Raw genomic sequence first — 12,771 nt, forward strand, 5'->3', positions numbered from 1 at the left:
CGATGTGATGAAAGGAGTACCCATGAGCCTGTCCCTGGACCAGCTGCAAGCCTTTGTAGCCGCCGCGGAGAGTGGATCGTTCTCGGGCGCGGCGCGCAAGCTCGGCAAGGCGCAGTCGGTGATCAGCGCGGCGGTGGCCAATCTGGAGATCGACCTCGGCAATGCGCTGTTCGACCGCACCGCGCGCTACCCGGTGCTGACGCCGGCTGGCGAGCGCCTGCTGGTGGAGGCGCGCGTGATCCTGGAGCGCTGCGAGCATTTCCGGGGCGTGGCGATGAGCCTGGGCGAGGGCGTGGAGTCGCGCCTGACGCTGGCCGTGGACGAGCTGTACCCCGAGGAAGTGCTTGGCGTGCTGCTGGACGAGTTCTCGCAACGCTTTCCCGCCGTGGAGCTGGAGCTGCTGTTCCCGCTGATGGAGGACGTCAGCCGGCTGGTGATGAGCCAGTGCGCGGACCTCGGCATCATGTGGCGGCAGGAAGTGCTGCCGCCCGAACTGGCCTTCCACGCGCTGGGCTGGGTGCCGATGCCGGTGATCTGCGCGCCCGACCATCCGCTGGCCGCCCATGCGCAGGTCGATTTCGAGGAATTGAAGCGCCACCGCCAACTGATGGTGGCCACGCGCAGCGACAGCGAGGAGAAGAAGCGGCTGCGCGTGGCGGCCGAGGTCTGGTGGGTGGAGAGCCAGTGGGTGATCGTCGAACTGGTCAAGCGGCGGCTGGGCTGGGCCTTCGTGCCGTGGCACATCGCCGCCAGTTCGCCGGCGGCGGCCACGCTGGTATCGCCCCGGCTGGCCTTCCAGGACCAGGACTGGCCGGTGGCGATGGAGCTGGTCTGGCACAAGCAGCGCCCGCTCGGCAAGGCCGCCACCTGGCTGCGCGAGCGCGTGCGGCAGCAGCCCTTGCCGCTCGCGCCGGCGCGGTACCAGCAGCGTTGATTACTGGGGCGCGGGTTGCGGGGTCGGTTGCGCGGCAGGCTGCGGCGCCTGCGCCGTGTCCGTCCCCTCCGCATGCCAGCCGCCGCCCAACGCGGCGATCAGCGTGACGGCCGCCGTGTACTGGCGGCCCGTGATCGACAGCGCCGTGCGTTCGGCCGTGTAGGCGGCGGTTTGCGCGGTCAGCACATCGAGCAGCCCGGCCGTGCCGGCCTTGTAGCGATTGTTGACCAGCGCCAGCGCCTCGCGCGCGGAACGCAGCGCGTCGTTCTGCACGGTGGCTTCCTGCCCCAGCAGCCGCGCGGCGGCGAGGTTGTCTTCCACCTCCTGGAACGCGCCCAGCACGGTCTGGCGATAGTTGGCCACGGTCTGGTCATACGCCGCCACGGCCTGCGCCTTGGCCGCGCCGCGCAGGCCACCATCGAACACAGTGCCGGCCAGCCCGGCGCCGACGGACCACACGCGGTCCGGCAAGGACAGCCAGCGCGCCAGCGTGCCCGCCGTCAGCCCGCCCGTGGCCGACAGCGACAGGGTGGGGTAGTACGCCGCCTGCGCCACGCCGATATCGGCATTGGCCGAGGCCATGCGCCGCTCCGCCGCCGCGATGTCGGGCCGGCGCTCCAGCAGCGTCGATGGCACAGCCACCGGCACGTTGGGAATGGCGTCGTCCACCTCGACCACGGCCATGGTCAGGTCTGCCGGCGGCTTGCCGACCAGCACCGCGATGGCGTGTTCCAGTTGCGCGCGCGTGATCTGGATGTCGATCTGCTGCGCCTGCGCACTCTTCAACTGGGTTTCCGACTGCAACACGTCCGAACGCTGCGCCGTGCCGGCCTGGTACTGGTTGCGCACCAGCAGCAGCGACTTCTCGTAGTCGGCCACGGTGCGGTCGAGCAGCGCGCGCTGTGAATCCGCAATGCGCAGCAGGAAGTAGCTCTGCGCCAGCGTGGCCTGCGTGGAGAGCAGCGTGGCGGCCAGATCGGCCTGGCTGGCCTGCGCGCCGGCCTGGGCGCTCTCCACCTGACGGCGGATGCGGCCCCAGACGTCGATCTCCCAACTGGCGGATAGCGTGGCGTTCTGGCCGTTGGTGATACGGCCGCCGGTGCTGCTGGCGCCGCGCGAGAGGCCGGCGGACGCACCGATCACCGGGAAGAAGCCCGCGCGCGCGGCCTGCAGCGAGGCGGTGGCCTGCCGGTACTGCGCCTCGGCCGCCTTGATGTTCTGGTTCGAGATCTGCACCTGCGCCATCAGGTCGTCGAGCGCCGGGTCGCCGAACACGCGCCACCAGTCGGTGCGCGCCGTGGCGTCCTGCGGCTCGGCGGTCTTCCAGTCGCCGGTCCAGCCCGGCATGGCCTCGCTGGCCTCCTTGAATGCCTTGGGGACGGGCGCATCGGGGCGCTGGTAGTCGGGGCCGACGGCGCAGCCGGCCAGGACCATGCAGGCCAGGGCGATGGCGGAGGCGCCGGGCAGCGAAAGGGGGCGGTTCATCTTCATCATGGAGGTCAGGATTCCAGCCGCGGCGCGGCGTCCGGGCGTTGGCCGTGGCGCTGGCGGCGGGCGCGCCATGCCTGCACGCGCAGGCGCCAGCGGTCGAGCGTGAGGTAGACCACGGGCGTGGTGTAGAGCGTCAGCAACTGGCTCACCACAAGGCCGCCGACAATCGAGATGCCGAGCGGCGCGCGCAGCTCGGCGCCGTCGCCCCGGCCGATGGCCAGCGGCACCGCGCCCAGCAGCGCGGCCATGGTCGTCATCAGGATCGGCCGGAAGCGCAGCAGACAGGCGCGATAGATCGCCTCGCGCGGGCTCATGCCCTCATTGCGCTCGGCGTCGATGGCGAAGTCGATCATCATGATCGCGTTCTTCTTGACGATGCCGATCAGCAGGATCACGCCGATCAGCGCGATGATGCTGAATTCGGTCTTGAACAGCAGCAGCGCCAGCAGCGCGCCCACCCCGGCCGAGGGCAGCGTGGACAGGATGGTCAGCGGGTGCACGTAGCTCTCGTACAGGATGCCGAGCACGATGTAGATGGTGATCAGCGCGGCCAGGATCAGGTAGGGCTGGCTCTTGAGCGAGTCCTGGAACGCCTTGGCACCGCCCTGGAAGTTGGCCTGGAGCGTCTCCGGGGCGCCGATCTTGGCCAGCGCCTGGCGGATGGCGTCGGTGGCCTCCGACAGCGAGAACCCTTCGGCCAGGTTGAACGAGATCGTGGAGGCGGCGAACTGGCCCTGGTGGTTCACGCCGAGCGGCGTGCTGGTCGGCGTGACGCGCGCGAAGGCCGAGAGCGGCACCCGCCGGCCGTTACCGGTGACCACGTAGATGTCCTGCAGCGCATGCGGCCCCTGCAGGTACTCCGGGCTCAGCTCCATCACCACGCGGTACTGGTTCAGCGGGTGGTAGATCGTGGAGACCAGCCGCTGGCCGAAGGCGTCGTTGAGCACCGCATCCACCTGCTGGGCGGTGACGCCGAGCTTGGAGGCGGTGTCCCGGTCGATGATCACCGAGGTCTGCAGGCCCTTGTCATTGGTATCGGTATCCACATCCTCGATCCCCTTGATGTTCGAGATCGCCGCGCGCACCTTGGGCTCCCAGGTGCGTAGCGTCTCCAGGTCGTCGGACTGGAGCGTGAACTGGTACTGCGAACTGCTCTGGCGCCCACCCACGCGGATGTCCTGCACCGATTGCAGGTAGAGGTTGGCGCCGGGCTCCCTGGCCAGCTTCAGGCGCAGCCGGGCGATGATGGCGTCGGCGGACTCCTTGCGCTCGTTCAGCGGCTTCAGCGTCACGAACATCTGCCCCGTGTTGCGTTGCGAGCCGCCGGTGAAGCCGGTGACGTTGACCACGGCCGGATCGGACTGGACGATCTTGATGAAGTTGTCGAGCTTGCCGCGCATGGCCTGGAACGAGGTGGCCTGGTCCGCGCGGATGAAGCCGATCAGCCGGCCGGTGTCCTGCTGCGGGAAGAAGCCCTTCGGCACGACCACGTAGAGCCAGACGTTCAGCGCCATGGTGGCCAGCAGGATCACCCAGACCAGCTTGCCGTGCCGCAGCGCGAAGTCCAGCGAACGCGCGTAGCGGTCGTGCATCCAGTTGAACACGCGCTCGCTGGCCCGGTAGAAGCGGCCCTGGCTGGCCTTGTGCTCGTCCACGGGGCGCAGCAGCCGCGCGCACATCATCGGCGTGGTGGTCAGCGACACGACCAGCGAGACCAGGATGGCCACCGACAGCGTGATGGCGAACTCCTGGAACAGCCGGCCCACGATGCCGCCCATCATCAGCAGCGGGATGAACACGGCGATCAGCGACAGGCTCATCGACAACACCGTGAAGCCCACCTCGCGCGCCCCGCGCAGGGCGGCCGCGCGCGGCTTCATGCCATTCTCGATATGGCGCGAGATGTTCTCCAGCACCACGATGGCGTCATCGACCACGAAGCCGGTGGCAATCGTCAGCGCCATCAGCGACAGGTTGTTGAGCGAGAACCCGCACAGGTACATCACCGCGAACGTGCCGACCAGCGACACCGGCACGGCCACGCTCGGGATCAGCGTGGCGCGCACGTTGCGCAGGAACAGGAACACCACCATGATCACCAGCGCCACCGAGATCATCAGCGTGTGCTCCACCTCGCGCAGGGAGGCGCGGATGGTGGGCGTGCGGTCCATCATCACGTCCATCGAGATGCTGGCCGGGATCATCTTGCGCAGCTGCGGCAGCATCTCGTTGACGCGGTCCACGGTCTCGATGATGTTGGCGCCGGGCGAGCGGTTCAGCACCAGCAGCACCGACGGCTTGCCGTTGGCCGAGCCGGCATTGCGGATGTCCTGCACCGAATCCACCACGCTGGCCACGTCCTGGAGCCGGATCGGCACCGCGAAGGCGTTGGGGCCGGCGGCGGCGCTGTTGCCGCCCGTGGCGCCCGAGCTGACGGTGGTGGTGCCGCTGCTGGTGGTGATGGTGGTAGTGGTGATCCCGTTGACGGTCTTGGTGCTCACCCCGCCGCCGGCCGTGGCGTTGGCCGTGCTGGCAATCAGCGCGCCGGCCGAGGCGGAGGAATACGTGCCCGGCGTGGCGTAGCGCACGATCAGCGGCATGTAGTCCTTGGCCGTCATCGCCTGGTCGTTGGCGTAGACCTGCCAGTTGTTGACGTTGTTCTCGAGCACGCCGAGCGGGCGGTTGGCGTTGGTGGCCGAGATCGTGTTGCGCACGTCTTCCAGCGAGATGCCGTACTTGTTCAGCGCCGTGGGGTTCAGCTCCACCCGCACCGCCGGCAGCGAGGCGCCGCCAATCGTCACCTGGCCCACGCCCTCCACCTGCGACAGTTTCTGGGAGAGGATGGTCGAGGCGGCGTCGTAGAGCTGGCCGCGCGTCATGGTGGGCGAGGTCAGCCCGATGATCATGATCGGCGCGTCGGCCGGGTTGACCTTGCGATAGGTCGGATTGTTCGGCAGGCTGGTCGGCAGCGTCCCGCGTGAGGCGTTGATGGCCGCCTGCACGTCCCGCGCGGCGCCGTCGATGTCACGCGAGAGGTCGAACTGCAGCGTCACCCGCGTGGAGCCCAGCGAGCTGCTGGAGGTGATTTCGGTCACGCCGGCGATGGTGCCCAGCGCGCGCTCCAGCGGCGTGGCCACGGTGGCCGCCATGGTCTCGGGGCTGGCGCCGGGCAGCGACGCCGAGACCGAGATGGTCGGGAAGTCCACCTGCGGCAGCGGCGAGACCGGCAGCAGCCGGAACGCCGCGAGGCCCGCCAGCAGGATGCCGATGGTCAGCAGCGCGGTGGCAACCGGGCGTTGGATGAAGGCGGCCGACAGGTTCATCAGGCGTGCGGCTCCTGCGGGTTCGCGTTCGGATTCGGGTTCGGGCGGGGACGATGGGCGTCCTTGTTGTCGCCACCGTCGCCACCGTCGTCGGGATCGCCGAAGCGGCGTTTGCGCCACCCCTTGAGCCGCATCGCCACGCTGTCGAATGCCAGGTAGATCACCGGCGTGGTGAACAGCGTCAGCACCTGGCTGACCAGCAGGCCGCCGACCATCGTCACGCCCAGCGGCCGGCGCAGCTCGGAGCCGATGCCCGTGCCCAGCATCATCGGCAGGGCGGCCAGCAGGGCGGCCATGGTCGTCATCAGGATCGGGCGGAAGCGCAGCAGGCAGGCCTGGAAGATGGCGTCGCGCGGCGCCATGCCGCCCTCACGCTCGGCCTCGAGCGCGAAGTCGATCATCATGATGGCGTTCTTCTTGACGATGCCGATCAGCAGGATGATGCCGATGATCGCGATGATGCCGATGTCCTGCCCCGAGACCAGCAGCGCCAGCAGCGCCCCCACGCCGGCCGAGGGCAGCGTGGACAGGATGGTCACCGGGTGGATCGTGCTCTCGTAGAGCACGCCCAGCACGATGTACATCGTGATCACGGCGGCCAGGATCAGCCACAGCGTGTTGGAGAGCGAGGCGCGGAAGGCCAGCGCGGCGCCCTGGAACTCGGTGACCATCGAGATCGGCAGGTTCAGCTCCTTCTCGATCTGCGTGATCTTGTCCACGGCGGCGCCCAGGGACTCGCCCGGGGCCAGGTTGAACGAGACCGTCGCGGCCGGGAACTGGCCCTGATGGTTGATCACCAACTGGCCGGTGCGCTCGCTGATGCGGGCGATGGCGCCCAGCGGCACCTGCCCGCCCGACGACGACGGCAGGCGCAGCTCGGCCAGCGACTGCGGGCTGGTGCGGAACTGCGGCATGGTCTCCAGCACCACGCGGTACTGGCTGGACTGCGTGAAGATGGTCGACACCAGCCGCTGGCCGAAGGCGCTGTAGAGTGCGCTGTCGATCACGGCCGTGGTGATGCCGAACCGCGCGGCGGCGTCCCGGTCGATGTCCACATAGGCGCGCAGGCCGTTGTTCTGCTGGTCGCTCGCCACGTCGCGCAGTTCGGGTTCCTGACGCAGGCGCTCCACCAGCTTGGGCACCCATTCGGCCAGCGTGGCCGGGTCCGGGTCTTCCACGGTGAACTGGTACTGCGTGCGCGAGACGCGGTCCTCGATGGTCAGGTCCTGCACCGGCTGGGTGTAGAGCGAGACGCCGCCCAGCTGCTGCACGGCGTCCTGGAGCCGCTGCGTGACCACCGCCATGCTGTCCCGGTCGGCCTTGGGCTTGAGGTTGATCAGCATGCGCCCGGCGTTGAGCGTGGTGTTGGTGCCATCCACGCCGATGAACGACGAGACGCTGGCCACCGCCGGGTCCTGCAGGATCACCTTCTGCACGGCCTCCTGCTTGCGGCCCATCGCCGCGAACGAGGTGGTCTGCGAGGCCTCGGTGATGGCCTGGATCACGCCGGTGTCCTGCACCGGGAAGAAGCCCTTCGGCACCAGCATATAGAGCAGGCCGGTCAGCACCAGCGTGCCCACGGCCACCACCAGCGTGGCGGTCTGGCGGTCCAGCACCCACTCCAGCGCCTGGCCGTAGCGGTGGATCACGTTGTCGAAGAAGCGGCCCGTGGCACGATGGAAGCGCGGCAGTTCCTCCTCGGGCACGTGGCGCAGCAGGCGCGCGCACATCATCGGCGTCAGCGTCAGCGACACCACGGCCGAGATCAGGATCGACACCGCCAGCGTGATGGCGAACTCGCGGAACAGCCGGCCGACCACATCGCCCATGAACAGCAGCGGGATCAGCACGGCCACCAGCGAGAAGGTCAGCGAGATGATGGTGAAGCCGATCTGCTTGGAGCCCTTGAGCGCCGCAGCCATCGGGGAATCGCCTTCCTCGATGTAGCGCATGATGTTCTCGATCATCACGATGGCGTCATCCACCACGAAGCCGGTGGCGATGGTCAGCGCCATCAGCGTCAGGTTGTTGATCGAGAAGCCGGCCATGTACATCACGCCGAAGGTGCCGACCAGCGAGAGCGGCACCGCCACGCCCGGGATGATGGTGGCCGGGATGTTGCGCAGGAAGACGAAGATCACCATCACCACCAGCGCGATGGCCAGCAGCAGCTCGAACTGCACATCCTTGACCGAGGCGCGGATGGTGGTGGTGCGGTCGGTCAGCAACTGCACGTGCACCGAGGCCGGCAGCGCCGCCTGCAGCTGCGGCAGCAGCGTCTTGATGCGGTCCACCACCTCGATCACGTTGGCGCCGGGCTGGCGCTGGATGTTCAGCACGATGGCCGGCTTGCTGTTGGCCCAGGCGGCCAGCCGGCTGTTCTCGGGGCCGTCGACGATGTCGGCCACGTCGGTGATGCGGATCGGCGCGCCGTTCTGGTAGCCGATGATGATCTGGCGGTATTCGTCGGCGGAGCGGAGCTGGTCGTTGGCGTCGATGGTGGAGGCGCGCGCGGGGCCGTCGAAGCTGCCCTTGGCGCCGTTCACGTTGGCGCTGCCGATGGCGGTGCGCAGGTCGTCGATCGACATGCCCAGCGCGGCCAGCGCGGTGGGATTGGCCTGGATGCGCACGGCGGGGCGCTGCCCGCCGCTGATGGTGACCAGCCCCACGCCCTGAATCTGCGAGATCTTGGCGCCCACGCGGGTGTCCACCATGTCCTGCAGCTTGGGCAGGGGCAGGRTGTCCGAGGTCATCGCCAGCGTCATGATCGGCGCATCGGCCGGATTGACCTTGCTGTAGACCGGCGGCATGGGCAGGTCCGAGGGCAGCAGGTTGCCGCCCGCATTGATGGCGGCCTGCACCTGCTGCTCGGCCACGTCCAGCGACAGCGACAGCTCGAACTGCAGCGTGATGACCGACGCGCCGCCAGAGGACGACGACGACATCTGCTTGAGCCCCGGCATCTGGCCGAACTGGCGCTCCAGCGGCGCCGTGACCGAGGAGGTCATGACGTCCGGGCTGGCGCCCGGGTAGAGCGTGGTGACCTGGATGGTCGGGTAATCCACCTCCGGCAGCGCGGACAGCGGCAGCAGCCGGTACGCCACCAGCCCGGACAGCAGGATGGCCAGCATCAGCAGTGCCGTGGCCACCGGCCGTTCGATAAAGATGCGTGAGGGATTCATGCCGTCTCGGGTGCGTCGCCGTGCTTACTGCTGCGGCCGTTGGCCGACGGTGCCGGTGGGGTTGGCCGGCGTGCTCGTGGTCGGGTTCGGATTGGTGTCGGCGTCCCGGGGGCGCCGGCGCTCGGCTGCGGCGCCGGAGGCGCCCATCGCCCCAACCGCTCCGGAGGCATCGCTGGCCCCGGCGTGCGGGCCGCTGGCCCCGCCATGGCGCCGGCCACGCCCGCGCGGCGAACTGGCCGGCGTGGTGGCGGCGGCACGCGCGGCCGGGTCCACGGCTTCCACGATCATGCCTTCCTTGAGGCGGTCGGCGCCGTCCACGACCACGCGCTGGCCCGGCTCCAATCCTTTCATGACGGCGGTCTGGGCGCCATCGGTCGGCCCCAGCGTGACCACCTGCACCTTCACCTGGTTGTCATCGCCCACCACGTAGACGAAGGTGCCCTGCTGGCCGCGCTGGATGGCGGCCACCGGGATCACGGTGGCGTCCACCAGCGTGTCCACGCGCGTGCGCACGTTCACGAACTGGTTCGGGAACAGCATGCCGTCCGTGTTCGGGAAGATGGCCTTGAGCTTGACCGTGCCCGTGGTGGTGTCGATCTGGTTGTCGGTGGTCAGCAGCGTGCCTTCGCCAAGCTGGTTGCGCACCTGGCGGTCCCACGCCTGCACCGGCAGCTTCTCGCCGGCGTTGAGCTTCTTCAGCACGGCCGGCAGGTTGTCTTCGGGAATGGTGTAGAGCACGGCAATCGGCTGGATCTGGGTGATCAGCGCGATGCCGTTGGTGTCGCCGGTGCCGACGATGTTGCCCGGGTCCACCTGCCGCAGGCCGATGCGGCCCGAGTTGGGCGCCACGATCCTGGTATAGCCGAGCTGGATGCGGGCGTTATCCACATTGCCCTGGTCGGTCTTCACGGTGCCCTCGTACTGGCGCACCAGCGCGTCCTGGGTATCCACCTGCTGCTTGGAGATGGAGTCCTGCGCCAGCAGCGTCTTGTAGCGCTGCTGGTCCAGCCGGGCGTTCTGGAGCAGCGCCTGGTCCCGCGCGAGCTGGCCCACGGCCTGGTCGAGCGTGGCCTGGAACGGGCGCGGGTCGATCTCCGCCAGCACGTCGCCGGCCTTGACCATCTGGCCTTCCTTGAACAGCACCTTCAGCAGCGGGCCCGAGACCTGGGCGCGCACGGTGACATTGGTCACCGGCGTCACGTTGCCCAGGCCGTTGAGCACCACGTCCATGTCACGCCGGGCCACCGTGTTGACCACCACGGGCGAACGCGGTTGCGCGCCCGGGCCGCCCGGGCCCCCTGGGCCGCTGGCACCCATGCGGCGACCCGCGCCGGGGCCGCTGGCGCCGCCGGTGGCCGCGCCGGCCTCCTGCGCGGCCTGCCGGTGGCTGTACCAGTACCAGCCGACGCCGGCCAGCACGACGATGACGGCCACGGCGATCCAGGTGCGGCGGCGGGCCGGGCCGGGGCGGCGCGGCGGGGAGGGCGGAAGAGATTGACCTTGTTCGGGGCTGGACATAGACCGGGAATCCTGGGGACGGCACGACGAAGGGCGTACCAACGGGCTTGCTCGGCATATCGGGGCAAATGACCCCATATGGCGGCGAAGTTGCAGCAGTATGCCGCAGGCGGGCACGGCAGCGGTGCCATGGCCTGAAGGATAATGTGCCGCCGCCATCCCACCTGTTTCGTGGCGTCCCGCTTTTATTACATCGGATTACGATGGCGCCGGGTGTAACCTCCGGAAACAAAACGGTCGGGGTAAATCGCCATCTGGCGCTGCCGGCCTGACTATCATGTGGCTATGCGAACGAACCAGCCTACCCAGATCCTCGTCGTCGACGACGATCCCGAACTGCGCGACCTCCTGCGCGAGTACCTGACCAGCCAGGGCTTTGCCGTCTCGGTCCTGCACGATGGCGATGGCCTCCAGGCCCGCCTCGAGCGCGAGCGGCCGGCGCTGATCGTGCTCGACCTGATGATGCCGAAGGTGGACGGCCTGACCGCGCTGCGTAACCTGCGCGCCAAGAACGACGACATCCCGGTGATCCTGCTCACGGCGCGCAGCGACGAGATCGACCGCATCGTCGGGCTGGAGATCGGCGCCGACGACTACCTCGGCAAGCCGTTCTCGCCGCGCGAGCTGCTGGCGCGCATCAACGCGGTGCTGCGGCGCAAGCTGGCGCGCCCGGCCGCCGCGCCCGAGGACCGCGAATCGGTGGCGTTCGGCCCGTTCCGCGTCAATTTCCGGCTGCGCACGCTGTTGCGCAACGACCAGTCGGTGCAGATCAGCGATACCGAGTTCGCGCTGCTCAAGCTGCTGCTGTCCCACCCGCTGGAAGTGCTCTCGCGCGAACGCATCGTCGAGCTGATGTACGGCAGTGCCAGCGGCATCAGCGACCGCGGCATCGACGTGCAGATCTGGCGCCTGCGCCGCCTGCTCGACGAGGACGCGCAGCGTCCGCGCTATATCCAGACCGTACGGGGCCGGGGCTACACCTTCGTGCCTGACGAAGCCGAGGACAGCATTCCGCAATGAAGCTGAGGATCGACACCCTGTTCGGCCGCATGGCGCTGCTGATTGCGGCCGTGCTGTTCATCAGCCATTTCTCGTGGCTGGCCATCCTGCGCATGGACCGCCGGCAGCAGCAGATCGACTATTCGGTGGAGCAGATGATGTTCCAGCTGAAGAGTATCGAGCGCGCGCTGGACGCGAAGCCGCCGGTGGCGCTGCCGAGCCTGGTCGAGGTGGCCGACACCGCCGAGGCTGACGAGCATTCGGCCGATCCGGCGCCCGGCCGGCCGCGCCGGCTGGTGGAGCAGTTCGTGCGCCAGCTGCCCGCCGGCACGCAGATCCGCCTGGAGGACGAGACCACGCCGCGCCTCTGGATCAAGCTGCCCACGCGCGCGCAGTGGATCGCCATGCCGATTCTGTTCGTGCACAATCCGCCGCCCGACAACCGCATGGTGCCCGGCGTGGTGCTGGTGGTGGGGGTGGCGATCATCTTCGCGCTGCTGATTGCGTGGCAGATCCAGCGCCCGGTGCGCGACATGGCCGAGGCCGCCGAGCAGCTTTCCCGCCAGCATGCGGTCAAGCCGCTGCGCGAGCGCGGGCCGCATGAGCTGCGCCAGTTGATCGTGCGTTTCAATCGGATGGTGGCGGACCTCGCGCGCATCGACCAGGAGCGCAATACGATGCTGGCCGGCATCGCCCACGACCTGAAGACGCCGCTGGCGCGGCTGCGGCTGCGTGCCGAGATGCTGTCCGACCCCAAGGCGGCGGCCGGCGTCACCCGCGACGTGGACTCCATGGCGGCGATCGTCGAACAGTTCCTGAGCTTCGCCCAGAGCAGCGAGCCGACCGCCCGCCCGGTGCCGGTGGACAAGCGCATCGGCGAACTGGCGCTGTCGCTGCAGGAGCAGGACCGCACCGTGGTGCTGGAACTGGCCGCTGGCGAGGGCTTCCGGATGATCGCCACCCAGCTCGATCGCATCATCGGCAATCTTGTCGACAACGCCTATGCCTATGGCGCGCCGCCCGTCTGCGTGGCGACGGCACGGGGGCCGGACGGCTGGCGGCTGACGGTGGAAGATCAGGGACCCGGGATTCCGGAAGAGGCGATGGAGCGCGTGACGCTGCCATTCGTGCGGCTGGACCCGGCGCGTGGCGGCAATGCCCACTCGGGACTCGGCCTGGCCATCGTGGACCGCCTGGTGCGGCAGGGCGGCGGGCGGCTGATGCTGCTCAACCGGCCCGACGGCGGCCTGCGGGTGGAGATGGTGTTCCCGTTCGCGGCGCTGGCGCAGGCCGCGTAACGGTCAGTAACGGACAGTAGCGGTCA

At 69.0% G+C, this 12,771-nt stretch carries 7 protein-coding genes; 3 read left to right on the forward strand and 4 right to left on the reverse strand.

Annotated elements, in window-relative coordinates; all coding sequences use genetic code 11:
* The first annotated feature begins 22 nt into the window (after positions 1 to 22).
* Positions 23 to 934: a LysR family transcriptional regulator gene (locus tag AC1DEL_RS13080; protein WP_092298003.1), complete on the forward strand. Its 912-nt coding sequence runs from the start codon at positions 23 to 25 to the stop codon at positions 932 to 934.
* On the opposite strand, the gene AC1DEL_RS13085 is transcribed toward AC1DEL_RS13080, so the two are convergent.
* Genes AC1DEL_RS13085 through AC1DEL_RS13100 form a run of 4 tightly spaced genes read right to left on the reverse strand, consistent with a single transcriptional unit; the run spans position 935 to position 10,448 of the window.
* On the reverse strand, positions 935 to 2,428 hold the full coding sequence (locus AC1DEL_RS13085) for an efflux transporter outer membrane subunit (protein WP_441591773.1): 1,494 nt from the start codon (positions 2,426 to 2,428) through the stop codon (positions 935 to 937). It lies immediately after the preceding gene.
* 5 nt (positions 2,429 to 2,433) lie between these two features.
* Entirely contained in the window at positions 2,434 to 5,748 is a 3,315-nt protein-coding gene (locus tag AC1DEL_RS13090) for an efflux RND transporter permease subunit (protein WP_092298009.1), read from the reverse strand.
* Entirely contained in the window at positions 5,748 to 8,930 is a 3,183-nt protein-coding gene (locus AC1DEL_RS13095; protein WP_477159094.1) for an MdtB/MuxB family multidrug efflux RND transporter permease subunit, read from the reverse strand. The genes AC1DEL_RS13090 and AC1DEL_RS13095 overlap by 1 nt, the downstream gene beginning before the upstream one ends.
* A 24-nt stretch (positions 8,931 to 8,954) precedes the next feature.
* Entirely contained in the window at positions 8,955 to 10,448 is a 1,494-nt protein-coding gene (locus AC1DEL_RS13100; protein ID WP_477125832.1) for an MdtA/MuxA family multidrug efflux RND transporter periplasmic adaptor subunit, read from the reverse strand.
* A gap of 285 nt (positions 10,449 to 10,733) precedes the next feature.
* Here AC1DEL_RS13100 and AC1DEL_RS13105 point away from each other — a divergent pair, with 285 nt between their 5' ends.
* Positions 10,734 to 11,468 carry a response regulator gene (locus tag AC1DEL_RS13105; RefSeq protein ID WP_092298018.1) on the forward strand — a complete coding sequence of 245 codons (735 nt, stop codon included), beginning with the start codon at positions 10,734 to 10,736 and terminating at the stop codon, positions 11,466 to 11,468.
* Entirely contained in the window at positions 11,465 to 12,745 is a 1,281-nt protein-coding gene (locus AC1DEL_RS13110; protein ID WP_092298022.1) for an ATP-binding protein, read from the forward strand. Before AC1DEL_RS13105 ends, AC1DEL_RS13110 begins: the two co-directional genes overlap by 4 nt.
* Positions 12,746 to 12,771 lie beyond the last annotated feature (26 nt).

It is taken from the genome of Cupriavidus sp. 10L43_2 (genome assembly GCF_056395265.1).

Excerpts from the sequence above, each read along its gene's own strand:
- AC1DEL_RS13085 (WP_441591773.1), bottom strand. The coding sequence starts at position 2,428 with ATGATGAAGATGAACCGCCCCCTTTCGCTGCCCGGCGCCTCCGCCATC.
- AC1DEL_RS13110 (WP_092298022.1), top strand. The coding sequence starts at position 11,465 with ATGAAGCTGAGGATCGACACCCTGTTCGGCCGCATGGCGCTGCTGATT.
- AC1DEL_RS13090 (WP_092298009.1), bottom strand. The coding sequence starts at position 5,748 with ATGAACCTGTCGGCCGCCTTCATCCAACGCCCGGTTGCCACCGCGCTG.
- AC1DEL_RS13105 (WP_092298018.1), top strand. The coding sequence starts at position 10,734 with ATGCGAACGAACCAGCCTACCCAGATCCTCGTCGTCGACGACGATCCC.
- AC1DEL_RS13080 (WP_092298003.1), top strand. The coding sequence starts at position 23 with ATGAGCCTGTCCCTGGACCAGCTGCAAGCCTTTGTAGCCGCCGCGGAG.
- AC1DEL_RS13100 (WP_477125832.1), bottom strand. The coding sequence starts at position 10,448 with ATGTCCAGCCCCGAACAAGGTCAATCTCTTCCGCCCTCCCCGCCGCGC.